Consider the following 22,515-nt stretch of genomic DNA (forward strand, 5'->3'; position numbering starts at 1 on the left):
CTTGAATGACAAACTGAAGGTATTGACATGCTCTGAGCGATGCATGACATGTCAATACGATTACTATCTATTTAACCTCCAACCAAAGCTAACCCAAAGTTTGTGGCTTATATTATTGCTGCCGTTTTCGCTGCACTTCTGACTGCATATTGCCGCGAGTCCACTAAACTCCTTAAGCGTGTTCAAAAACCTATGACAGATTAACCTTGTGGGTGAGATGTTGACGTCATTAGTTGCTCACGGTTATGTGGGCGTAAAAAGTCAATATCAGGCCCGGCAGGGACGATTTGAGTCGGATTAATTTGTTGATGACTAAAGTAATAATGCTGCTTGATATGATCCATATTGACTGTGGTAGCAATCCCAGGTTGTTGATATAAATCACGTAAATAATCTGAAATATAGGCCATGCTTTCGATTGTATTGCGGTTGGTTTTAAAATGGCCGACATACACATTGTCAAAACGGATCAGGGTAGTAAACAGACGCCAATCCGCTTCAGTAATGCTATCGCCCAATAAATACCGTTTTGTGCTTAAGCGGGTCTCGATGGTGTCCAGCGCCGAGAATAAGGCATCATAGGCTTCTTCGTAAGCGGCTTGTGAGGTAGCAAAACCACAGCGATAAACCCCATTATTGATTTTCTCGTAAATGAACTCATTGAGTTGGTTTATCTGCGGTTGTAAGGCTTGAGGATAATAATCGAGTGTATTGCCGGTAATATCATTAAAGGCGGTATTGAACATTCTAATGATTTCAGATGATTCATTACTGACGATAGTGTTGGTTTTTTTGTCCCACAATACTGGTACTGTGACTCGACCATTGTAGTGTGGTTTCGCTAATTGATAGATTTGGTATAAAAAGTCTTTTTGATGTAAAGGATCGGCTTGAGCCCCTGCTATGTGTTGACCAATTTTGCCATCAACAGCATTGGCAAACTCCCAGCCGTTTTCTCGCATATGTGCTTCAACAACAGTAACATCAATAAGTGATTGTAATTGCTTTAATTCTCTAAAGATAAGGGTGCGGTGCGCCCAAGGGCAGGCTAGAGACACGTACAAATGATAGCGGCCTGCTTCTGCAACAAAGCCTGCATCGCCAGAGGGGCCAGCTTGGCCATCCGCAGTTACCCAATGACGTAATTGCGCATCTTCTCGAACAAACTTACCGCCATTTTCTTCGGTTGCATACCATTGATCGACCCACTGGCCATTTTGTAGTAATCCCATATCTCTCATCTCCTTAGTGGCTTTAGTCTTAGGTTACAACAAATAAAATCGAATAAAAGTGTAATTAATCGCTAGTTTTGTTCGATTAAATTAATTACATTGCCGTCAAGGTTGATTATTTGTGGTGATGGGGTGTGAATAGATCGATGTTAAAAATCAATTGACGTAATATAGCCTGCAATATTTTATTGCATTGATAGGATTGATATATATGTCTTTTAAGCTAGAAAAAATTGTAATCGAGCCGCAAACACCTGCGACAGCATGCGTTATTTGGCTTCATGGATTGGGTGATTCAGGTGCTGGCTTTGCGCCCGTCGTCCCCGTATTAGGCTTAGCTGGTCAGCACAATATTCGTTTTCTTTTTCCTCATGCACCAGAACAAGCAGTGACCATCAATGGCGGTTTTGTTATGCGCTCATGGTACGATATTAAAAGCATGGATTTACACGATCGCGCCGATATACAAGGTGTTATGGCGTCTGAGCAAGCCATCCGTCAGTTAATTGTCGAGCAGATGAATAGTGGTATACCTGCTGATAAAATCGTTTTAGCTGGTTTTAGTCAAGGTGGGGTCATGAGTTTGTTCACCGGGCTGCGTTTTGAACAAAAACTGGCCGGTATTATGGCGTTATCATGTTATTTACCCGGTGGCGAAACATTGCCAGAGCAACTTGCTGATGCTAATGCTCATACTGCTATTTTACAACATCATGGTGAGCAAGATGATGTTGTCCCGATGTTTGCAGGTAAAATGGCTTATGACGCACTGATTGCGGCAGGTTATCAGAGTACCTGGAAAACTTATCCGATGGCTCACAGTGTATTGCCTAATCAACTTGCTGATATTGGTCAATGGTTGCAGCAAGTATTGAAATAACGCAAGTTCATCACTGTTCTTATATAAAGACAATAATCGTTATTGTCTTTATATAAAAAAATCAATCTATTTAAATGGCTTAGCAGCAAAAATGCTTAAGCCATTTTTTTTACTTTACTTTAACATACCCGTTAACATGGTAATTGTTTTTTACTGGGAACTATTGAGGTGTAAGTTATTGTTAAATAATGTATTAAAAATCACATTCTGTCATAAAAGTGACATCAAAAACCGTCAATCTTTGTTATCATTCTGGCCGTGAATAGGATAATTCACGGATTTAAAAATATAAATTATAACATCGGGGTAAATCATGACAAATATGTTAATTAAAGGATTGGTCGCAACGGCTGTACTAGCAGCGTTGACCGGTTGTGGCAGTGACGACGACAATACCGCTGTCGTTGCACCGACGACGTGTGCCGAAGCTGGTGCAGATTGTAAAATATTTACAGTATTACATACCAATGACAACCACGGTCGTTTTTGGGAAAACGGTGACGGCGAATACGGTATGGCAGCACGTAAAACGCTGATTGACCAGATCCGTGCTGAAGTTAGCTCAAACGGCGGTGAAACTATTTTACTTTCGGGCGGAGATATCAACACTGGCGTCCCTGAGTCAGACTTACAAGACGCAGTGCCAGATTTTATCGGTATGAATGAAATTGCTTATGACGCAATGGCAGTCGGTAACCATGAGTTTGATAATCCACTTGCGGTATTAGATTCACAACGCTCAATTGCTAACTTCCCAATGTTAGCGGCTAACATTTATAAAGCTGATGGCACTCGCTACTTTGATGCTTACAAAGTATTTAATATAAATGGTTTGCGCATTGCTGTGATCGGTTTAACCACTGAAGACACTGCGAAGATTGGTAACCCAGAATTTATCAAAGATTTAACCTTTACCGATCCAACCACTGAAGCAGCAAAAGTGATTGCAGAAATTAAAGCTGCAGATACTGCGGATCTTATTTTTGCAACCACTCATATGGGTCACTATGCTGATGCTATGAATGGTAGTAACGCCCCTGGCGACGTCGCCATGGCTCGTGCTCTAGCAGAAGGTGATTTGAATGCCATTATTGGTGGTCATTCACAAAACCCGGTATGTATGGAACCAGGTACAAACGATTACGCTGACTTTGCTCCTGGCGATGACTGTACGCCTGATATGCAAAATGGCACTTACATTATGCAAGCTCACGAGTGGGGTAAGTATGTCGGTCGTGCTGATTTTGAATATTTCAATGGCGAGCTTCACCTTGCTAGTTACAAGTTAATCCCGGTTAATTTGAAAACATCAGTGACTGATGCAGATGGCAATAAAACGAAAGTATTGGTTGCTGATGAAATCGCCGCAGATGCAGACTTAAAACAACTACTTTCTTATTATCAAGAACGTGGTCAAGGCCAACTTAGTGAAGTGATTGCTACCACCGATGGTTTATTAGACGGCGAACGTGCAAATGTACGTAATATGCAAACTAATTTAGGCCGTTTGGTTGCAGAAGCGCAACGCACTAAAGTCGGTGCCGATATCGGTGTAATGAACTCTGGTGGTGTGCGTGCTTCAATTGCTGAAGGTGATATCTCTTACCGTGACGTGTTAACCGTGCAGCCTTTTGGCAACATGGTAACGTTAAGCACTATGACAGGTGCAGAAGTCACTGAGTACTTAAACACTGTAGCATCTTTCCAACGTGGTTCTGGCGCATATGCACAAATCACCGGTGTGAAAATGACAGTAGATTGTACTGCTCAAACAGTTGCTATCAGTGAAATCAATGGTAAAGATTACAGTGCCACTGACTCATACAGCTTTACTGTACCAAGTTTCAATGCTGCTGGTGGTGATGGCTATCCTGAGCTTGCACCAATTCAAACAGGTTATGTTGATGCAGAAGTGTTATACACTTTCTTCAAAGATAAAGGCACCATTGCGGCTGCAGATTATGCTCCAATGGGTGACATTGTTTATGAAAACTCAAACAGCCCACTAGGTTGTGATGTAACAGCAAACTAATTAGCCTCAATTTGGGTAAACAGATGGTATAACCATTTCTTATCTCGACCAAAGGTACGATTGCAAAAAAGGCAGCTGAAGCTGCCTTTTTTATTGGCTGCTATTTAGTTGACTTACAGTGGATTAAAGGGCTAATGTGATTGGAGAATATAGTGACTGATGAACAGTTCATTGATTGGGTTGAGAGAAATTAATATGACAGGTATCTACAGAGTCGTGGTCTTAATCGCATTAATTGCGCTGGCGTTGACATGTTATTTAGCCGGCAGCCAAACCGGGGCGGTGACTTTTTTTGTGGCTGGAGGATTACTTGAAACTGCTTTTTGGTTTGGTTTGTTTCGAAAATCTACCAATCGAACCATTAGTTAATTCTAACCGCTAAGCTGATTAGTCATTTTACGATAAGCGATTAGCTCTATGTGAGCGATATCCTTAATGCTATTAAGCAACATGTGATAATCAACAGGCAGCCGAGGCTGCCTGTTGATTATGCTGAAGTCAAATTAGTTTGATAACTGCGTGTTTCATCAGTCTATGGCTGACATGATTAGCCACAATTAAGTGATATTATTTCTAGCCTATTTATTTCCAACCGATATGAGTGGTTAACGTGTGGGTTTGTCCTGGCGCTAACACTATGCTGTCGTCTCGTACGTTGGCCGCTTCTAAACAGACCATGGTTAAGTAATCATCATGATTAAACCGAGATAGGCGGGTTGATTTGTCTATCCAAGGATTCCATAACACTGCTGATTGACTGTTTTCCCGGCTCACCACAATCGTTCCATGTGGAGTATGTAATTCCTGAATGGGCGCTAGTTTGGTATAAACTCTATCGGTTTCTCGATCAAATTTAACCACATCGTCGACTTGTTCAAAAGGTCCTTGATCAAATTCAATGTATTGTGAACCGCCAAATCCACTGGCCTTAAGTTGGTGAATATCTTCTATGGGGAAATAGCTATGCAATGCTTGTGTGAGCTCGATGTTGTAATCTGCATTGTTAATATTGATGATGCTTACCGATAATGTTTCACCTAAGTTAAATAGCACCTTCACTTGGGTATTATGCGGCCAATACTGCTTATCTATTTCGCTGGCGGGCAGGGCAAACAGCAACTCAACAGATTGATCGCCCATGTTGATGGATTCTAATGACCAAATCTTATTGCGCGCAAAACCATGCTGCGGAAAGCCTTGGATATCGCTCATCCCAAACCAAGGCCAACAAACTGGAATTCCACCTCTGATGCCATTGCCTGGTTGGTAATCGTCGGCACTTGAGACCCATAAAAGTGGTGATTTTCCACTGGGTGCAAATTGATCTATTTGCGCCCCTTGCAAAAAAATACGCGCTTGGCAAAACGCGGTATCGACAGCAACATAATCGAGACCATTGGCATGTCTCTTGGTGGTAACTGAACCCATAATCTGTGTCCTTATATGTGTTAATCCAAGCCGATAGCTTATAAATGAACAGAAGCAATTGGCTTATTGGTTAAATGATTTGGGCTTACTTAATAAAATGCAGTAAACGATTATTGGCCGGCATAGCAATGTCTTCTCGAAGCGTTAGCCCTTGCTGCTGTGCTAATTGACAGATCCATTCGATATCGCGGATGCCGCTTTGGGGATTATTGTGTTGTAAAGACATATTGAACTGTCGATTACTGTCACTGGTAAATTGGCCTTGGTAATTGAACGGACCATAAATAACTAATGAGCCAGCGTTTACCAATAGATTACCCACGCCAATAAAAAATGCTTCAACCATCGTCTTACTCATAATATGCAGAGTATTAGCACTGAATATCGCATCGACATTTGATGTCAGTTGCGGCCAAGGCTGGGTGACATCTAATTCAATAGCCGGCTGTAAGTTTGGTGATGCTTGCAAATTGAGACGAGCTTGCAAATTAGGCAGATAATGCCGTTGATCGCTTGGTTGCCAGCGTATATGCGGAAGATGGTTAGCAAAATACACGCTATGCTGGCCAGTACCACTGCCTATTTCAAGCAAATGAACGCAACTAGGAAGCCACTTTGTTAATAGCGTTAATATAGGCTGCTGGTTATTTTCACAAGCTTGCGAAAAAGGTAGCTGTTGTAACGTTAATGATTGAGGCATTACGAGATATCAATTCTATCCATTTCTAATTGTTGTAATGCTATCACCGCTTGAGTGCGATTGCGAACACCCAATTTGCGAAATATTGCCGTTGCATGAGCCTTGATGGTGGCTTCTGATACCCCAAAATCATAAGCAATTTGTTTGTTGAGTAACCCTTCGGCAAACATCTGCAGTACGCGATATTGCTGTGGGGTTAAATCAGATAGACGTGAGGCCATTTTGTCAGTTGGATCATCAGAAACCGGTACAATTTGGGTACCTTTGGGTAACCAAATATCACCATATAACACCGCGTTTAATGCTTCTTCCAACACTTCCATAGACGCTGACTTCGGAATGAATCCGCTACTACCATAATGTATTGCTCGGCTTATGGTATTGATGTCTTCGTGGGCAGAAATCACCACCACAGGAATGTCTGGATGATGGGTTCTAAGGTGGATTAACGTTGAATAACCGTGAGAGCCCGGCATCTGTAGGTCAAGTAAGATTAAGTCAAACGGTTGGTCTTTCTCATCAAGGACATGTTGTAATGCCTCGGCACTATCAGCCTCAAACCATTGCGTGTGTTCAAAGGCATTACTCAGCGCTAGCCTTAAGGCATTACGGAATAATGGATGGTCATCTGCAATAATGATATTTAAATTTTCGAGCTTCATGGCGTTTTTTATTCTATGTTGCACGTGAAGATAAACTCAATGTAACAGAAAAGTAATCGAGTATTCTATTGCTTTGTGCAAGATTATCATTGATTTGAATAAAAACAATCAAACTATAGACTTTAGTCTAGTGAGCGAAATGATGATGCAGCCATCTATCTGACTGCATTTACTGGGGTGTTATTAATTATGTGGCCACACTTGGGTCGGGTTGCGATTTTCATCTACCGCAACAAAAGTAAACACGCCACGTATTGCATGTTCCCTATGATCGCGGTACATATCTTCAACATAAATATTCACTTCAACTTTTAGCGATGTGTTACCAACATGGATCACATTTGCAATCAGCTCAGCCAAGCTGCCAGCGGGTATCGCTTTTTTGAAATCAATCCGATCAGAACTCACGGTTACTAATGATTTACGACAAAAACGTGTAGCGGCAATAAATGCTGTTTCATCCATCCAGGCTAATGCATCACCACCAAATAAGGTGTTATGGTGATTAGTATTAGATGGGAAAATTGCCTTAATAACGCGGGCTTCTGATTGAGCAATACGTGCTGCAATGTCATCAGGGAAATGGTTTTGAGTTTGTGCTGGGTTTTGAGCAAGGGACATACAACGACCTAATGTTATGCGGTTCAATAAAGAATTAAGCGAAAAAGCCGCGCATTGTACTGTATTGAGCGTATTCGTGTCGATGTTGTGGTGCTTATTTGTCGATAAGGCCTCACGATTGTGCAACCTTATCGACAATATGTTGTTTAATAGTAACAACTGAATTATTTGATTAACCTAATGTGCTTAAATGCAGTTGTCGATTGAGTTGATGTCTATTCTGCACAGGCTAATTAATAACGAAGCAATACCGTTGATACTATTTGTTTGTTGGCATTTAGGGTCACAATATATAAACGATCAAATTCACTGGCGTCATCAATCGGTATTTGTTGCTTTGCCCCGAGTTTTTCAACTAAATCTGTCGAAGTATTACTGTGGCCTACCACTAAAATATTACCCTGTTCGGCTAATAACTGCTGGGCAAAGTTTGCCATATGTTGAGGATCATAAACACTCAGCTCCAGGTGTTGATCTTGAGCGACTTGCTTGGCTGTTTCACGGGTACGATTATAATCAGTGGTGTAGACTTTTTGTAAAGGGGTCGCAGATAACACTGTTGCTAAACGTAAGGCTCGTAATTGTCCTTGGGCAGATAAACTGGGATTTTTACCAGCATTTTTTTCTGCATGCCTAACGATAAAGATAACGTGATTACTTGTGGCCCCTTTATGGTTAAGATCAACTGATGTCGATTCTGGCGACTGTGCCATTATCGATATGCTCATCAAGCTCATCAAACCAATCAGTATGCTGGTGATTATCTGTTTCATATGGTTAATCCGCTAAGTAATATTCGATGGTTGATACCACACGCACTTGCTTAATGTAGGGCGTATTCTTATCTCTGTTACTGATACTGAATTGCCCTTGAGTGGCCTTTTTAATTTTTCCTAATCGGCTTTGAGAATCTTTAGCAAATTTTTCGGCCACTGAGCGGGCATTGGTGGTCGATTCTTCAATCATTTTTGGCTTAACGTCATTTAATCGGCTGAAAATATACTCGACTTGGGCATCATAGTTATTCTGCGAGAATACAATGCCCGTTTTCCCCAGCTCAGTTAATTGCGGCATGACACCACGCACTTTATCGATGTCATTAGAATAAACCGTAATGGTTTGTGTCGCGGTATAGCGCAATTCTATTGGTTGATTACCACCATATTGTTGCGCCAATTTATCGGTAATTGTCGGCGCTGTGAGGGTAATTTCTTTTGGATCGATATGTTGCTCAGTTAAAAAACTGACCACTTGGTTGTTTTGTGCTTCCAGCTGTTTATACAGTTCATCGAGATTATTATTGGCTGCAGTAAATTGGATAGGCCAGATCACAATGTCAGCAGGATATTCATTTTCTGCTAAGCCTTTAACTGTGACACTGCGCTCAAGTAATTTGTATTCAACAATGGCTTGTTTGAGTAACAGACCCAAAGCACCAAAGCCCAGCGCAATGAATATTCCAAAAACAGCAGCACTACGAGACGAACTTTGCATAATAACATCCTTATTAATAGGTAACAGTGTGGCTCGACGAAGGTGACTCTTTGTTGCAGAGAATGAATAGAAGTACTTCATTATCATATAAGGGCATCATTAAGGTCAAATAAGGCACTATCAACAATCATCGTCAGTCCAATGAAGGGCGATCATAATCGAATATGGACTCAATATTGGTTTTATGGATTATTTTTAATCCTATTTTTTGCGTATTGTCAGTGTTGCAACAATACTTACAAGCGCAAATAACACAATTGCTATATTGCCTTTATCACTTGGATAACGTTTTAAGCTATTCAATTTACTATATTAAAAAAACTCAATGCTGTGAGCACAACCTCGCCTTAAAGGAATTAATATGTCTTCTCGGTTAACCGCACAGCTTATTCTTCATGGATTTGATGATTCATTACCAGCATGGCGTCGAGTGATTTTTCAACGATTATTTAGCATATTAGCTTTATTGTGTATTCCGGTTTACATCACCAGTGTCTATTTGTGCGTCGTTAAAAACTTATGGGGCATGGCAATATTTGATACTCTCGCTTATGGAATATTGTTATTCATTTTGTTTTATCCTCGCATTACTGATAGGCAAAAATTTATCGTAGGATGTTACCTTGCGTTTGGTATCGGTATTGGTTTTGTCATTGCTATCGGCCCCTCTGGCGCGGGCTTTTTTTGGCTATTTGCTTTCCCTCCACTGTGCAGCATTTTGCTCGGCGAAAAAATGGCGCTATGGGCTCAAGTTGTCAACGCGATATCGCTATTACTAATCGGTATAGCCTATCAATACCAACTAGTTCATTGGCCTGATGTGAGTGGATTTTCGACCTTGATCTGGTATGTGGTAGCGATTAACTTTTTAGTGACTAATGCCATTGTGACTCAGTCTATATCTTATTTGTTGGGTAAATTAACGCATTCGTTAGCATCTACTTTGGCCTCACGTAAAGCCACTGTGATGGGATTAGCTAAGTTAGCTGAGTACCGTGATAATGAAACGGGGGCGCATTTAATCAGAATGCAGCAGTATGCCAATATGCTGGCAAAACAACGATTAACTGATGAGCATGTTCCACAAGAATTAACCGAAGCTTTTATTCAAGAAATAAGCCTCTCAGCCATTTTGCATGATATAGGTAAAGTGGGTATTGCCGATCATATCTTATTAAAACCTGGACGCTTAACGGCAGAAGAGTTCGAGCAAATTAAGGCGCATCCAGTGATCGGTGAAAAAGTACTGAATAGTCTATTAGCCTATGCCCCAGAATGTTCATTTATTCGGATGGGGCGCGACATTGCCGGAGCTCACCATGAAAAGTGGGATGGCAGCGGCTATCCTAAGGGGTTAATCGGTGATGCCATTCCCTTGTCTGCGAGAATAGTGGCTCTGGTTGATGTATATGACGCATTAACATCACCACGCTGTTACAAGAGGCCGTTTAGCCATGAAGAAGCGATGACGCTTATTTTAGAAGGTAAAGGTAAACATTTTGACCCTGAGTTAGTCGACAGCCTGGTGATGATCAGTGAACAGTTTGCCGTATTGTCTAAAGCCTCTTTACTAGAACAAGAGTAATAGGATGGATTTAAGACTATAAATGGCAATGCCAGTCATAAATGACTGGCATTGGTAAACGTTCATCAAGAACGAATAAATCAGTAAGGGCTTATTGTGCGAGTAAGGCTTTACGCTCTCTTGATGCTTGAGCTAAATCACGTAACAGTTTTTCTGAATCAGCCCAATGTAAACAGGCATCGGTAATACTTTGACCATAAACTAAAGGTTCACCTTTAACGACTTTTTGATTACCTTCAATCATAAAGCTTTCAGCCATAATACCGGCGATAGCTGTGCTACCACTGCGCAGTTGCGCTATGATGCTATCGGCAACATTTAACTGATTTTTATGCTGTTTTTCACTGTTGCCGTGGCTAAAGTCAACCACCATACGCTGAGTTACACCCACTTGTTCAAGTTGGGCGCGAGCCACTTCAATGTCCTCTGCACAATAGTTTGGTGTTTTCCCACCACGTAAAATAATATGCCCAAATGGATTGCCGTGAGTACGATATACCGCCATGGCGCCATCTTTATCCGGAGAATAAAAAATATGTGGAGCTTGGGCTGCGCGAACGGCGTCAACAGCGATATTAATGTTACCGTCGGTACCATTTTTAAAGCCCACAGGACAGGACAACGCAGACGCCATTTCACGGTGAATTTGGCTTTCGGTGGTACGTGCGCCAATAGCGCCCCAAGTGATTAAGTCAGCAATATATTGACCGTTTACCATGTCTAAAAATTCAGTGGCGATAGGCAGTTTTAATTCGGTGATCTGCTGCAATAGCTCACGCGCCAAGCGCAAGCCTTTGTTGGGGCTAAAGCTGCCGTCTAAATCAGGATCCGAAATTAATCCCTTCCAGCCAACAATAGTGCGAGGCTTTTCAAAATAGACCCGCATCAGAATGCATAAGTCATCTTTTAGTTCGTGGTGAAGTGCCGATAAGCGCTCGGCATATTCAAGTGCCGCTTTGGTATCGTGAATTGAACAAGGGCCAATAATGACTAATAAGCGTTGGTCTTCACCGGCAATAATGGCTTCAACTTCTCGGCGCTGTGCAACAAGATAGTCTGCAGCATCTTGAGTCAAAGGGTATTCTGATGCCAGTTGAGCGGGTGAAATGACTTTGCTTAAAAGGGTAGTTCGTAGTTCATCTGTTTTAATTGTCATGCATATTACCGAGAAATCGTGAGATGCATCAGCATCATATTACTCGGGATTATATACCCAAAGAAGTTCAAGATGCGAGGCTTAGCCTCGGATTCTCTGGCTGAATAAACAGATTGCTGTAAACGGCTTACTCGAATTAAGCGAGTCAGTCTGGGTTTGAAAGCCTATTTACAGCGTTTTTTATTGTTTATAAATTAGAACATATGACGTTCTAAACCGGTTATATCAATAATTTTTGTGGCAATTTCTTCAACCGAATGATTAGTGGTATTCACAAAAGGGATACGTTCTTTTTTATACATCATTTCCACTTCTTTCACTTCAAGCTTGCATTGTCTTAATGATGAATAACGGCTGTTTTCCATTCGGCTTTGACGAATTTCATGCAAACGATGTGGATCGATTGTTAAGCCAAATAATTTTGATTTATTGCGTTTTAATGCCTCAGGTAGCTGAAGGTTATCCATATCATCTTCAGTAAACGGGTAGTTTGCAGCCTTTATACCAAACTGCATCGACAGATATAAACTGGAGGGGGTTTTACCACAGCGAGATACGCCCAATAAAATGATATCGGCTTTATCCATGTGTTTCATGGTTTGGCCATCGTCGTTTTCCATTGTGTAGTTAATCGCATCTATACGAGTTTCGTAACCGTGGTTACTTTTACCATGAGTTCGATGCAATAAAGGCTTAGCTTGCACGCCCAAGTGTTGTTCTAATGGCGCAACAAAGGTATTCAAAAAGTCATAATCGACACATTCGCTTGAAAAAATCACATTGCGGATTTCCGGATTAATGATTGAGTGGAACACAAGTGGTCTTACACCTGTTGTAATAAAACAATCATTTATTTGTTGCTTCACTTTTTGTGCTTTCTGAATCGTTTCCACAAACGGAATCGTAAGTGCTTCAAATTCTATGGGAAATTGCGAAAGCACCGCATGCCCAAAAACCTCAGCTGTGATCGCGGTCCCATCTGAAATGTAGAATACTTTTGGTGTCATTCTGACCTCTTGTAGTAATAAAATTACAAATAAAATTATAGATTTACGCGTGTTGTATGGGAGTGTAAGATGCTATTGCCCTCGTGTGAAGTGGCCACTGAAATAAAAACTTGCGGAGATAAAACTGTGCAGCAATACGTACTCTGGTATCAAGAATTAGGCATGGGTGATGTAAACAAGGTTGGCGGTAAAAACGCATCCCTTGGTGAGATGATCAGCAATCTGGCTAATGCAGGGGTTCAAGTTCCTGGCGGTTTTGCAACGACCTCTCATGCGTTCAATGAGTTCCTTGAACAAAGTGGAGTTAACCAGAAAATTTTTGACATTCTGGCGACATTGGATGTTGATGATGTCAATGAACTGGCAAAAGTAGGTGCCCAGATTAGACAATGGGTTATTGAAACCCCATTTCAACCCGCATTAGAAGACGCGATTCGCGAAGCTTACGAGCAATTGTCGAGCGAAACGAAAGAAGCATCATTTGCTGTGCGTTCTTCAGCCACTGCTGAAGATATGCCTGATGCATCTTTTGCTGGTCAACAAGAAACCTTCCTCAACGTTAAAGGGTTCGATGCTGTCATGCTGGCAATTAAGCATGTATACGCATCACTGTTTAACGACCGTGCAATTTCTTACCGTGTCCACCAAGGTTATGAACATCAAGGTGTCGCTTTATCTGCTGGCGTACAACGTATGGTCCGTTCAGACAAAGCCGCATCTGGGGTGATGTTCACTATGGACACTGAGTCAGGTAATAATGACGTTGTATTTATCACTTCATCTTTTGGTTTAGGTGAAATGGTTGTACAAGGTGCTGTTAACCCTGATGAATTCTATGTGCACAAACCTATTTTAGCGCAAGGCCATCAGGCTGTTGTGCGTCGTAACATCGGCAGTAAGTTGATTCAGATGGTTTACTCTGATGATGCCGGCCATGGTAAGCAAGTTAAAATTGAAGACGTTGCTGCAGAGCAACGTCGTGTATTCTCGATTAATGATGAAGAAGTCATGGAGCTTGCTAAGCAAGCCATGGTGATTGAAAAGCATTATGGTCGTGCAATGGATATCGAATGGGCCAAAGACGGTAACGACGGAAAGTTATATATTGTCCAAGCTCGTCCAGAAACCGTTCGTAGCCGTGAAGATGTGCAGTTAATTGAACGTTATCACTTAAAAACCAAAGGCGAGGTGATCTGTGAAGGTCGTGCTATTGGCCATAAGATTGGTACTGGTGTCGCCAAGGTATTAACCTCTATTGACCAGATGGATCAAATTGAGCCAGGTGATGTGTTAGTGACTGACATGACAGACCCAGATTGGGAACCTATCATGAAACGTGCTAGTGCGATTGTAACCAACCGTGGTGGCCGTACTTGCCATGCTGCGATTATTGCACGTGAACTAGGTGTTCCTGCTGTTGTAGGTTGTGGTGATGTGACTGACCGCATTAAGACTGGCGACATAGTTACCGTATCTTGTGCTGAAGGTGATACTGGCTTAATTTTCTCGGGTAAACAAGAGTTTGAAATCGTCACTAACCGTGTTGATACCTTACCGCCTTTACCAATGAAAATTATGATGAACGTGGGTAACCCTGATCGTGCATTTGACTTTGCTCGTTTACCTAACGAAGGTGTGGGTTTAGCGCGTTTAGAGTTTATCATTAACCGCATGATTGGTATTCATCCTAAAGCATTGCTTGACTTCAATGGCCAAACTGCTGAGCTACAGACCGAAATTAATGAAATGATCGCTGGGTATGACTCGCCAGTTGAGTTTTATGTTGCGCGTCTAGTTGAAGGTATCGCGACTATCGCATCGGCTTTTTATCCGAAGAAAGTTATCGTACGTATGTCAGACTTTAAGTCTAACGAGTATGCAAACTTAGTCGGTGGTGATCGTTACGAGCCAGATGAAGAAAATCCAATGTTGGGCTTCCGTGGTGCGAGCCGTTATATTTCTGAATCATTCCGCGATTGTTTCGCGCTCGAATGTGAAGCGATTAAACGTGTTCGTAATCAAATGGGCTTAACCAATGTTGAAGTGATGATCCCGTTTGTGCGTACCGTAAACGAAGCATCTCAAGTTATTGAGTTACTAAAAGAACAAGGCTTAGAGCGCGGTAAAGATGGCTTACGCGTTATCATGATGTGTGAACTACCTTCAAACGCCTTGCTAGCTGACCAGTTCCTTGAGCATTTTGATGGTTTTTCTATTGGTTCAAACGATTTAACTCAGTTAACATTAGGGCTTGATCGTGACTCAGGAATCATCAGTCACTTGTTTGATGAGCGTAATGATGCGGTTAAAGCATTATTAGCCATGGCGATTAAAGCGGCTAAAGCGAAAGGTGCTTACGTCGGTATTTGTGGTCAAGGTCCTTCAGACCATTCTGATTTTGCTGCATGGTTAGTTGAGCAAGGTATTGATTCTGTATCGCTTAATCCTGATACCGTTATCGATACTTGGTTATATTTAGCTGAAGCTCATGGCTAAATTATGCTAAAAATTGCTGGTGGATTGTCTGCCTAACATGCAATTTTATCAAGTTGTTAGAAAAGCCGCTTTTTAGCGGCTTTTTTTTGTTTATAATGGCTGCAATATGCCAATAAATAATAAGTCCTCTATGTTACCTTTACTATCACATAAACAAACATTAGAACCTATCTATCTTGAGTATCTTGACGCGCTGGAGCAAAGCGAGTTTGAAGGTGAAATAGACAAGCGCTACAGTGCGCGGCTTATTCAGGCAACCGATAATTCTGTGTATCAATTTTTGCCACAAGCGGTGATTTATCCTTTACATCAACAAGATGTCGAGTTGGTATTATCGTTAGCGGCGCAACCTCAATACAAAGCTGTGACTTTCAGTGCGCGCGGCGGTGGAACGGGAACTAATGGCCAGTCATTAACCCACGGCTTGATTTTAGATGTGTCGCGGCACATGAACCAAGTACTCGAGATTAATGTCAAAGAGGGTTGGGCTAGGGTACAAGCAGGTGTGGTTAAAGATGCGTTAAATGATGCTTTGCGCCCGCACGGCTTCTTTTTTAGTCCAGATTTATCTACGTCAAACCGCGCGACAGTTGGCGGCATGGTTAACACCGATGCCTCTGGTGCGGGGTCACTGGTTTACGGTAAAACATCGGATCATGTGTTAGGACTGACCAGTATTCTCATTGATGGCAGTGTACTCACTACTACGCCGATAGATCATGACAAAGTTGATCAACACCCTTTTGCTGCTAATCAACTTGGCAATGCCATTGCTAGCCAAGTAGCAGATTTATGCTTACAAAAACGTGACACCATTATTGAACGTTTCCCTAAATTGAACCGATTTTTAACTGGTTATGATTTAAAGCACGTGTGGAATGACGACCTAAGCCAGTTTGATTTATCGCGCATTTTAGCTGGCTCCGAAGGGACGCTGGCGGTGATCACCGAAACCAAGCTGAATCTAACGCCATTACCGAAAACGCGCAGGATGGTGAATATTAAGTATGACTCCTTTGAGTCAGCGTTACGTCATGCCCCATCATTAGTTAAGGCCAGTGCCACAGTTGTTGAGACTGTTGATTCCAAGGTACTTAACCTTGCTCGCGAAGACATTATTTGGCACTCGGTGGCCGATCACATTAAAGCCGTACCGAATAAGATCATCGAAGGTCTTAACATGGTTGAATTTGCTGGTGAAGATGATGAAGTTAAACATAAAGTTGCCCTGTTAGAAGAAATGCTCAGCGGACAACTCAGTCAACCTCAGTTTGGTTTAGTCGGTTTTCAAATCATTACCGACAGAAGTGATATTGACAGTATTTATGCCATGCGTAAAAAGGCCGTTGGCTTATTAGGTGCCACCAAAGGCACCCGTAAGCCGCTAGCCTTTGCTGAAGATACCGCGGTGCCACCAGAACACTTAGCCGACTATATTATGGAGTTTCGCGCACTGCTTGATAGCCATAACTTGCAGTACGGCATGTTTGGTCATGTCGATGCAGGCGTACTTCATGTGCGTCCGGCGCTTGATATGTGCGATGTCGCCGATGAACAATTACTCAAAGTGATATCTGATCAAGTGGCTGCATTAACGCTAAAATATGGCGGTTTAATGTGGGGCGAACACGGCAAAGGGGTTCGCGGTGAATATGGCCCCGCGGTGTTTGGCGAAGAACTCTACGGAGTACTTGAACAGATTAAAGGATTATTTGACCCTGACAATCGCTTAAACCCTGGTAAATTAGTCGCGCCACCTCAATCTGGCCCACTACTGTTTAATGTTGACAGTGCCAAACGTGGCAGTTTCGATAGACAAATCCCAGTGCAAGTGCGTAATGCTTTTCCTGACGTGATGAACTGTAATGGTAATGGATTGTGTTTTAACTACAGCAGCTATTCGCCTATGTGTCCGTCGTTTAAGGTCACTGGTGATCGAGTACAATCACCAAAAGGGCGTGCCGGGTTAATGCGTGAATGGTTACGTTTGCTTGAAGCTGAAGGTGTTGATGTTGACGCGCTGGCAAAGTCGAAGCCACTTGGGTGGATGCAACGTACTCAAAATACCTTAAATAACCAACGTGATTATGACTACTCGCACGAAGTCATGGAATCTCTTAAAGGCTGTTTAGCCTGTAAAGCTTGTTCAGGTCAGTGTCCGGTTAAGGTCGATGTACCAAAGTTTAGGGCGCAGTTTTTCAATATTTACTACAAACGTTATTTGCGTCCGGCTAAAGATTATCTGGTTGCAGGAATCGAAGATTCATTGCCGTTAATGGCTGCTATGCCTAAATTGACTAATTTAGCTTCGCAAAATCCGTTGAGTAAATGGGTGATTAAAAAAGCGATTGGGTATGTCGATGCCCCCAAACTATCTGTGCCGACACTTAAACAGCGTTTAGACGGGCATTCTAGTCGTGGTTATGATTTGGATTCTTTGTACACCATCCCAGAAGACCAGCGCAATCAGTATGTGCTAGTTGTACAAGACCCGTTTAACAGCTTTTATGATGCTGACTTAGTTTATCGCTTTATTCAATTAATCGAAAAGCTCGGCTTTAAGCCGGTTTTACTGCCATTTAAACCCAATGGTAAACCGACCCATATAAAAGGCTTTTTAGACAAGTTTGCCAAAACAGCGCAAAACAGTGCTGATTTCTTAAACCGTGTACATGCCCTTGGTATGCCGATGGTCGGCTTAGACCCTGCTTTGGTATTGTGTTATCGCGATGAGTATAAAGAAGCCCTCGGCATGCGCCGTGGTCCCTTTGAGGTGCTATTAGCCAATGAATGGTTAATGGATGTTGTTGCAAATCGAAAAGAAGCGACAACGTTAGCCAATGATGCGCCACAATATACCTGGTTTAGTCATTGTACAGAATCTACCGCAAAGCCTAATACCGCTAATGAATGGAAAGCCATTTTTAGTCATTTTGGCGCAAACTTGAGCAGTGTTAATTTAGGCTGTTGTGGGATGGCTGGCACCTATGGCCATGAACTTGAAAACCTTGAACGCTCTGAAAAACTGTTTGAAATGTCTTGGCAACCTAGCATTGAAAAAATAGCTGAACAAAGTCAAGTTTTGGTGTCGGGCTATTCTTGTCGTAGCCAAGTTAAGCGCTTTACAGGCTTTAAACCTCAGCACCCAATTGAAGCCTTGCTCAAGTTAATGGCATAAAGGTATCAGCATAATGGCAGATGAAACAGCAGCATTAGCTTCGTTCACCCAGCCTGATGGAGTGGCGCTGTGCAATGATGATGCACTGTTTCACATCCAAGCTAATGGCGATTGGTTATATTTAGACAGTCCGTTGCCCGCAAAATTTGCGGCTTTATTCAGCAGTATTTTACATTGTATCGATGGCGAGTATTTCTTAATGACTCCGGTGGAGAAGGTGAGAGTCTCTGTTGAGGCATATCCTTTACTACTGGTGGACTATCAAGCTAATTCTGTTGATGTTAATGACAGTATTAAGCTGATATTTACCAATAGCATAGGTAAACAGCATTCCGTTGTTGATCGTGCTGATATCATAGTCACCGATGATGGTATATATGTACCATTAGTTCGCGGTTTGGTCGGGCAATTGAATCGAGCCTGCTACTATCGTTATATTAATGAATATTTATCTTTTGACTAAAAGCGCTTTTTTTAACGTATAGAGATGGTAATGTAAACATGTTCAAGTGTGGTTAGCTGCTGTATAGGCCAATATGGTAATAGGGCCAATACATCCCACTGACGATGTAGGAGGTTTCATTTGAAACGCTTTGAAAGTTTAAGTTACCTGATTTCTCATCTGAATATTGCTTTGCAGCAAGAAATCGATACGCGCTTAAAGCGCTACGATTTAGACAGTAAACTTTGGCCGGTATTGTTTACCTTGTGGCAAGAAGAGGGCTTAAGCCAAACTGAGCTTTCTAAACGTTGTGATGTGGCCAATTACACCATGACCCGTCTGCTCGACCATCTGCAAGTTCAGGGGTTTATTACCCGTCATCAAGAAGCGGACAACCGCCGTGCATTTCAAATATTTCTAACCGACAACGGTAAAGCGTTGCAACAAGATTTACTTCACGAGGCTGCGTGGGTTAATGAACGATTTTTAGAAGCGCTGACAGATTCTGAGCAGCACGAGTTTATGCGTTTGTTGAATAAAGTGAATAAATTTAACCAATAACATATTGTTTTTGGTTACTAAGACCATAGGGCTTCACCGAGACAAAATGAAGCTTGCCAGTTTCTATCCTGCAATAGCTAAATGGCGAGCAACAAGGATCAACCAAGGTATTTTGCAGCCCCCCGCATTTTTGTACATCATTTATCGCGATGATCATTTATTCATTTATTCATTTATTGAATGGAAGTTAGCCAGTAACCATATCTATTTCTAATGAGAAAACCATCATGGCTTTTAACGATTTATTTAGACTCAGTTCCCATGCGGTGATCACCAATGACGATGGACAAGTGCTGTTGTTAAAAGCCAATTATGGTAATAAACATTGGGGTCTGCCTGGTGGTGGGCTTGATCCTAATGAAACCATACATCAGGCGCTGCAGCGAGAATGTATTGAAGAGCTGGGTCATGCTGTGACGATAAATTATCTCTCTGGGGTGTACTTTCACAGTGCTTATCAATCTCAAGCGTTTATCTTTCGTTGCCAGCTACCTGAGTCGGCTCAAATTATCTTAAGTGATGAACACAGTGAATATGCTTATTTCGCTGTTGCCGATCTATCTGCAGTGCAACAACAGCGAATCAATGAGTGTTTAGCTTTTAGTGGTGTGGTGACAAGTGCTGCCTTCTAATACCGCTAGGGCTCACAACAGTGGTTATCTTTATCGTCAATCAATTAACAATACATTGGCATAAGATTATGGGTTGAGCATTCCTTTTAATACTATGTCATCGTAAGCGACAAAGCCTAAAATATTACCAGATTCAATTACTGGGGCTTTGTTTATATTGAAACGTTCAAATAAGCGTGCGGTATAGCGCACATCCATGTCTGCAGAAACAGCAAATACCGGTTTAATCATGATTTCATAAATGTTGGTGCGCTCAGGTGATTTGTCCCTGGCTAAAACTTTTCGGGCAATATCACTCATTAATACCATGCCATATTCGTCATGTTCATTGCGCTTATTGACCACTAAAATGTTCACTTTTTTACTGACGGCAACTTCAATGGCTTCTGCTACCGTATGCATTCCATCGATCATAGCGTAATGGTTATTCATCACATCGCGATTGCGGGTCTGGATTGTGCTACTCATATTTGATCCTCAATGTCTTTACTTAGCTTTTCAACTTGATGCGCCACACCAACGGCGTCTTCAACATCAATTTGAATCGCAATACCTTTACCAGAATTGGTGTCAAATTCACCTACTTTTGCAATAGTTTCTAGAATATGCCGACTCATGTGTTCTTCTACCAGCCATAAGATCACATCCCGCTGCACATCTAAGGTCAGTCCCATAAAGGTTTTCTTTTTTTCTAATCCTTCACCTCGGGCATGATTAATTACCGTAGCGCCAGTTGCGCCAGCGATACGCGCTGCATCGAGTACCTTGTCGGTACAGTCATCATCGACAAAGGCGACAATTAATTTAAAGCGCATAGGTTACTCCTTAATGGCTTTTCGTTTTGATAAGTAATCAACCACTTGGGCATAGCCCATCACAGTGATCATCGGAAATAAGCTGGCAAAGGCGATTAAACCAAACCCATCAATCAATGGATTACGCCCTTCAACATTAGTAGCAAGCCCAAGGCCTAATGCGGCGACAAGCGGAACAGTCACAGTAGAGGTTGTTACGCCTCCGGAGTCATAGGCTAATGGCACAATCATTTTAGGGGCGTAAAATGTTTGGATCACCACCACCACGTAGCCGGCCATAATGTAGTAATGAATGGGGTCGCCAACCACAATGCGAAAACAGCCTAAAGTGATGCCAATAGCGACTCCAAGTGCCACTGACATTCGCAAACCTTGAATGCCTATGGTGCCACCGGACACTTGGTTAGCTTTAATGGCCACAGCAATGAGTGAGGGTTCAGCAATTGTGGTACTAAAACCTATTGCAGCAGCAAATACATACACCCAAAAATAGTCTTGCCAAATGAACGGCGTATTATTACCGTCAGGATGTAAAAATGCGCTGGTGGTGAGTTGATTGGCCATGCTTTCACCAATAGGGAATAGCGCAAGTTGTAAGCCTACTAAGAAAAATGTTAGCCCAATAATGACATACACAAAGCCGAGTAGTACTTTGCGCCATTGGCTAACGGGACGTTTTAGTACGCCTAATTGAAAGCCAAACAAAATCACCGCAATGGGGATCACATCGCGAGCAGTCAGTAACAGAGTGGACATCAGTTCATTAAACAAATGTACGCCTTCTTCTTTTGATGATACGACTTAATTTAAAAATACCATGCCGTACAGCAATACAAAAATCATCGGACTAAGGCTGGCAAAAGCAATCAAACCAAAGCCATCAATCATCGGATTACGGCCTTTAATGACGCTGGCTAAGCCAACGCCCAGAGCGGTGACTAACGGAACCGTAATGGTCGATGTAGTGACGCCGCCAGAGTCGTAAGCAATACCTATGATATTAGCTGGAGCAAAGCTGGTAAGGATCATCACCAATACGTAACCGCCAATAATAAGGTAATGAATTGGCCAACCTTTAAGGATACGGATCACCCCCAGTAATATCGCGAGCCCAACCGAAACGGCAACAGTTAACCTTAATCCCATGGAATATGAGCTCATTGCTTGTTCATTGGATTCTATGGCGCCAGCGTCAGAGGCAACCTGTGCGGCTTCGTTTGCCACGGCAGTCAGTGCTGGCTCTGCTAATGTGGTCCCAAAACCTAATGAGAAAGAGAAAATAATTAACCAAAATACACTGCCTTTTCGGGCCAGGGCTTCTGCAAGTGATTCGCCTATAGGAAATAAGCCCATTTCTAAACCAAAGACAAAAAAGGTCAAGCCTAATACAACAAACACTATCCCCACAAGAATAGAGCCAAGTTCTGCCGGTGCTTGATGAAGTACAAATAGTTCAAAAAAACTGACCACTAAGATAATCGGAATAAGATCTTTAAAACTGCTTAGCATGGCGTGGAGCAATTTCATGATGGCTGACATCTTGGCTCCTGTAGTTTTTGGTCATTATTATCATTGGTGCCGGTGTTATTATATG

Annotated in this window: 23 protein-coding genes; 10 read left to right on the forward strand and 13 right to left on the reverse strand. The window is 42.1% G+C overall.

Translation table 11 applies throughout. The features are described from left to right. Nucleotides 1-200: 200 nt before the first annotated feature. Complete coding sequence (locus H5114_RS08980) at nt 201-1,232, reverse strand: glutathione S-transferase family protein (RefSeq protein ID WP_124015840.1); 1,032 nt, start codon at nt 1,230-1,232, stop codon at nt 201-203. 211 nt (nt 1,233-1,443) lie between these two features. On the opposite strand from H5114_RS08980, the gene H5114_RS08985 reads away from it, so the two are divergent. The 3 genes from H5114_RS08985 to H5114_RS08995 all read left to right on the forward strand — a co-directional run bounded on the left by H5114_RS08985 (nt 1,444) and on the right by H5114_RS08995 (nt 4,513). After that, the gene (locus H5114_RS08985; RefSeq protein ID WP_182722753.1) at nt 1,444-2,112 is read left to right on the forward strand and encodes an alpha/beta hydrolase; all 669 of its coding nucleotides are present in this window, start codon (nt 1,444-1,446) and stop codon (nt 2,110-2,112) included. Nucleotides 2,113-2,425: 313 nt separating this feature from the next. Then, nucleotides 2,426-4,144, forward strand: coding sequence for a bifunctional UDP-sugar hydrolase/5'-nucleotidase UshA (gene ushA / locus H5114_RS08990; protein ID WP_182722754.1), 1,719 nt, complete (start codon nt 2,426-2,428; stop codon nt 4,142-4,144). A 195-nt stretch (nt 4,145-4,339) separates the two neighbouring features. Further along, nucleotides 4,340-4,513: a hypothetical protein gene (locus H5114_RS08995; RefSeq protein ID WP_165870071.1), complete on the forward strand. Its 174-nt coding sequence runs from the start codon at nt 4,340-4,342 to the stop codon at nt 4,511-4,513. A gap of 213 nt (nt 4,514-4,726) precedes the next feature. Here the strand turns inward: H5114_RS08995 and H5114_RS09000 are convergent, their stop codons facing one another. From H5114_RS09000 to H5114_RS09025, 6 genes are all read right to left on the reverse strand, one after another. Further along, nucleotides 4,727-5,572 (reverse strand): D-hexose-6-phosphate mutarotase, encoded by an 846-nt coding sequence (locus H5114_RS09000; RefSeq protein ID WP_182722755.1) that lies wholly within the window; start codon nt 5,570-5,572, stop codon nt 4,727-4,729. A gap of 85 nt (nt 5,573-5,657) precedes the next feature. After that, nucleotides 5,658-6,272, reverse strand: a complete 615-nt coding sequence (locus H5114_RS09005; protein ID WP_182722756.1) for a DUF938 domain-containing protein — start codon at nt 6,270-6,272, stop codon at nt 5,658-5,660. Continuing rightward, nucleotides 6,272-6,934 carry a response regulator transcription factor gene (locus H5114_RS09010; protein WP_182697130.1) on the reverse strand — a complete coding sequence of 221 codons (663 nt, stop codon included), beginning with the start codon at nt 6,932-6,934 and terminating at the stop codon, nt 6,272-6,274. Before H5114_RS09010 ends, H5114_RS09005 begins: the two co-directional genes overlap by 1 nt. Before the next feature lie 183 nt (nt 6,935-7,117). Continuing rightward, nucleotides 7,118-7,555, reverse strand: coding sequence for an acyl-CoA thioesterase (locus tag H5114_RS09015; RefSeq protein WP_124015846.1), 438 nt, complete (start codon nt 7,553-7,555; stop codon nt 7,118-7,120). Between the two features lie 233 nt (nt 7,556-7,788). Continuing rightward, nucleotides 7,789-8,328, reverse strand: coding sequence for a histidine phosphatase family protein (locus H5114_RS09020; RefSeq protein WP_182722757.1), 540 nt, complete (start codon nt 8,326-8,328; stop codon nt 7,789-7,791). Between the two features lie 4 nt (nt 8,329-8,332). Next, nucleotides 8,333-9,049 (reverse strand): SIMPL domain-containing protein, encoded by a 717-nt coding sequence (locus tag H5114_RS09025; RefSeq protein WP_124015848.1) that lies wholly within the window; start codon nt 9,047-9,049, stop codon nt 8,333-8,335. A 361-nt stretch (nt 9,050-9,410) separates the two neighbouring features. On the opposite strand from H5114_RS09025, the gene H5114_RS09030 reads away from it, so the two are divergent. Beyond that, a complete protein-coding gene (locus H5114_RS09030) occupies nt 9,411-10,634 on the forward strand; it encodes an HD-GYP domain-containing protein (RefSeq protein ID WP_182722758.1) in 1,224 nt (407 codons plus the stop codon). A 91-nt stretch (nt 10,635-10,725) separates the two neighbouring features. On the opposite strand, the gene H5114_RS09035 is transcribed toward H5114_RS09030, so the two are convergent. Both H5114_RS09035 and H5114_RS09040 read right to left on the reverse strand, forming a co-directional pair. After that, a complete protein-coding gene (locus H5114_RS09035; RefSeq protein WP_124015850.1) occupies nt 10,726-11,790 on the reverse strand; it encodes a 3-deoxy-7-phosphoheptulonate synthase in 1,065 nt (354 codons plus the stop codon). A 194-nt stretch (nt 11,791-11,984) separates the two neighbouring features. Further along, on the reverse strand, nt 11,985-12,797 hold the full coding sequence (locus H5114_RS09040; protein WP_124015851.1) for a pyruvate, water dikinase regulatory protein: 813 nt from the start codon (nt 12,795-12,797) through the stop codon (nt 11,985-11,987). Between the two features lie 126 nt (nt 12,798-12,923). Between H5114_RS09040 and ppsA the strand changes: the two genes are divergently transcribed. The 6 genes from ppsA to H5114_RS09070 all read left to right on the forward strand — a co-directional run bounded on the left by ppsA (nt 12,924) and on the right by H5114_RS09070 (nt 20,106). Then, nucleotides 12,924-15,293, forward strand: coding sequence for a phosphoenolpyruvate synthase (ppsA, locus tag H5114_RS09045; RefSeq protein ID WP_124016001.1), 2,370 nt, complete (start codon nt 12,924-12,926; stop codon nt 15,291-15,293). Nucleotides 15,294-15,423: 130 nt separating this feature from the next. After that, nucleotides 15,424-18,471 (forward strand): FAD-binding and (Fe-S)-binding domain-containing protein, encoded by a 3,048-nt coding sequence (locus H5114_RS09050; protein ID WP_182722831.1) that lies wholly within the window; start codon nt 15,424-15,426, stop codon nt 18,469-18,471. A 13-nt stretch (nt 18,472-18,484) separates the two neighbouring features. Further along, the gene (locus H5114_RS09055; RefSeq protein WP_182722759.1) at nt 18,485-18,934 is read left to right on the forward strand and encodes a DUF1285 domain-containing protein; all 450 of its coding nucleotides are present in this window, start codon (nt 18,485-18,487) and stop codon (nt 18,932-18,934) included. A gap of 120 nt (nt 18,935-19,054) precedes the next feature. Next, nucleotides 19,055-19,474, forward strand: a complete 420-nt coding sequence (locus H5114_RS09060; protein ID WP_124015853.1) for a MarR family winged helix-turn-helix transcriptional regulator — start codon at nt 19,055-19,057, stop codon at nt 19,472-19,474. A 46-nt stretch (nt 19,475-19,520) separates the two neighbouring features. Then, nucleotides 19,521-19,688, forward strand: coding sequence for a hypothetical protein (locus H5114_RS09065; RefSeq protein ID WP_182722760.1), 168 nt, complete (start codon nt 19,521-19,523; stop codon nt 19,686-19,688). A gap of 13 nt (nt 19,689-19,701) precedes the next feature. Next, nucleotides 19,702-20,106: an NUDIX hydrolase gene (locus H5114_RS09070; RefSeq protein WP_182722761.1), complete on the forward strand. Its 405-nt coding sequence runs from the start codon at nt 19,702-19,704 to the stop codon at nt 20,104-20,106. 66 nt (nt 20,107-20,172) lie between these two features. Here H5114_RS09070 and H5114_RS09075 read toward each other — a convergent pair whose 3' ends face one another. The 4 genes from H5114_RS09075 to H5114_RS09090 are packed head-to-tail and all read right to left on the reverse strand — an operon-like array spanning nt 20,173 to nt 22,460. Beyond that, nucleotides 20,173-20,574, reverse strand: a complete 402-nt coding sequence (locus tag H5114_RS09075) for a CBS domain-containing protein (protein ID WP_182722762.1) — start codon at nt 20,572-20,574, stop codon at nt 20,173-20,175. Continuing rightward, entirely contained in the window at nt 20,571-20,921 is a 351-nt protein-coding gene (locus tag H5114_RS09080; RefSeq protein WP_124015856.1) for a P-II family nitrogen regulator, read from the reverse strand. Before H5114_RS09080 ends, H5114_RS09075 begins: the two co-directional genes overlap by 4 nt. Nucleotides 20,922-20,924: 3 nt before the next feature. Beyond that, nucleotides 20,925-21,677 carry a DUF1538 domain-containing protein gene (locus H5114_RS09085; RefSeq protein WP_182722832.1) on the reverse strand — a complete coding sequence of 251 codons (753 nt, stop codon included), beginning with the start codon at nt 21,675-21,677 and terminating at the stop codon, nt 20,925-20,927. Nucleotides 21,678-21,722: 45 nt separating this feature from the next. After that, nucleotides 21,723-22,460 (reverse strand): DUF1538 domain-containing protein, encoded by a 738-nt coding sequence (locus tag H5114_RS09090; RefSeq protein WP_182722763.1) that lies wholly within the window; start codon nt 22,458-22,460, stop codon nt 21,723-21,725. Nucleotides 22,461-22,515: the final 55 nt, after the last annotated feature.

The organism is Shewanella sp. SR43-8, assembly GCF_014163775.1.
In the GTDB taxonomy this organism is placed as follows: domain Bacteria; phylum Pseudomonadota; class Gammaproteobacteria; order Enterobacterales; family Shewanellaceae; genus Shewanella; species Shewanella vesiculosa.

What these genes read in the sequence shown, in the direction of transcription:
- H5114_RS08980 (WP_124015840.1), bottom strand. Translation starts at nt 1,232, where the DNA reads ATGGGATTACTACAAAATGGCCAGTGGGTCGATCAATGGTATGCAACC.
- H5114_RS08985 (WP_182722753.1), top strand. Translation starts at nt 1,444, where the DNA reads ATGTCTTTTAAGCTAGAAAAAATTGTAATCGAGCCGCAAACACCTGCG.
- ushA (WP_182722754.1), top strand. Translation starts at nt 2,426, where the DNA reads ATGACAAATATGTTAATTAAAGGATTGGTCGCAACGGCTGTACTAGCA.
- H5114_RS08995 (WP_165870071.1), top strand. Translation starts at nt 4,340, where the DNA reads ATGACAGGTATCTACAGAGTCGTGGTCTTAATCGCATTAATTGCGCTG.
- H5114_RS09000 (WP_182722755.1), bottom strand. Translation starts at nt 5,572, where the DNA reads ATGGGTTCAGTTACCACCAAGAGACATGCCAATGGTCTCGATTATGTT.
- H5114_RS09005 (WP_182722756.1), bottom strand. Translation starts at nt 6,272, where the DNA reads ATGCCTCAATCATTAACGTTACAACAGCTACCTTTTTCGCAAGCTTGT.
- H5114_RS09010 (WP_182697130.1), bottom strand. Translation starts at nt 6,934, where the DNA reads ATGAAGCTCGAAAATTTAAATATCATTATTGCAGATGACCATCCATTA.
- H5114_RS09015 (WP_124015846.1), bottom strand. Translation starts at nt 7,555, where the DNA reads ATGTCCCTTGCTCAAAACCCAGCACAAACTCAAAACCATTTCCCTGAT.
- H5114_RS09020 (WP_182722757.1), bottom strand. Translation starts at nt 8,328, where the DNA reads ATGAAACAGATAATCACCAGCATACTGATTGGTTTGATGAGCTTGATG.
- H5114_RS09025 (WP_124015848.1), bottom strand. Translation starts at nt 9,049, where the DNA reads ATGCAAAGTTCGTCTCGTAGTGCTGCTGTTTTTGGAATATTCATTGCG.
- H5114_RS09030 (WP_182722758.1), top strand. Translation starts at nt 9,411, where the DNA reads ATGTCTTCTCGGTTAACCGCACAGCTTATTCTTCATGGATTTGATGAT.
- H5114_RS09035 (WP_124015850.1), bottom strand. Translation starts at nt 11,790, where the DNA reads ATGACAATTAAAACAGATGAACTACGAACTACCCTTTTAAGCAAAGTC.
- H5114_RS09040 (WP_124015851.1), bottom strand. Translation starts at nt 12,797, where the DNA reads ATGACACCAAAAGTATTCTACATTTCAGATGGGACCGCGATCACAGCT.
- H5114_RS09050 (WP_182722831.1), top strand. Translation starts at nt 15,424, where the DNA reads ATGTTACCTTTACTATCACATAAACAAACATTAGAACCTATCTATCTT.
- H5114_RS09055 (WP_182722759.1), top strand. Translation starts at nt 18,485, where the DNA reads ATGGCAGATGAAACAGCAGCATTAGCTTCGTTCACCCAGCCTGATGGA.
- H5114_RS09065 (WP_182722760.1), top strand. Translation starts at nt 19,521, where the DNA reads ATGAAGCTTGCCAGTTTCTATCCTGCAATAGCTAAATGGCGAGCAACA.
- H5114_RS09070 (WP_182722761.1), top strand. Translation starts at nt 19,702, where the DNA reads ATGGCTTTTAACGATTTATTTAGACTCAGTTCCCATGCGGTGATCACC.
- H5114_RS09075 (WP_182722762.1), bottom strand. Translation starts at nt 20,574, where the DNA reads ATGAGTAGCACAATCCAGACCCGCAATCGCGATGTGATGAATAACCAT.
- H5114_RS09080 (WP_124015856.1), bottom strand. Translation starts at nt 20,921, where the DNA reads ATGCGCTTTAAATTAATTGTCGCCTTTGTCGATGATGACTGTACCGAC.
- H5114_RS09085 (WP_182722832.1), bottom strand. Translation starts at nt 21,677, where the DNA reads ATGTCCACTCTGTTACTGACTGCTCGCGATGTGATCCCCATTGCGGTG.
- H5114_RS09090 (WP_182722763.1), bottom strand. Translation starts at nt 22,460, where the DNA reads ATGTCAGCCATCATGAAATTGCTCCACGCCATGCTAAGCAGTTTTAAA.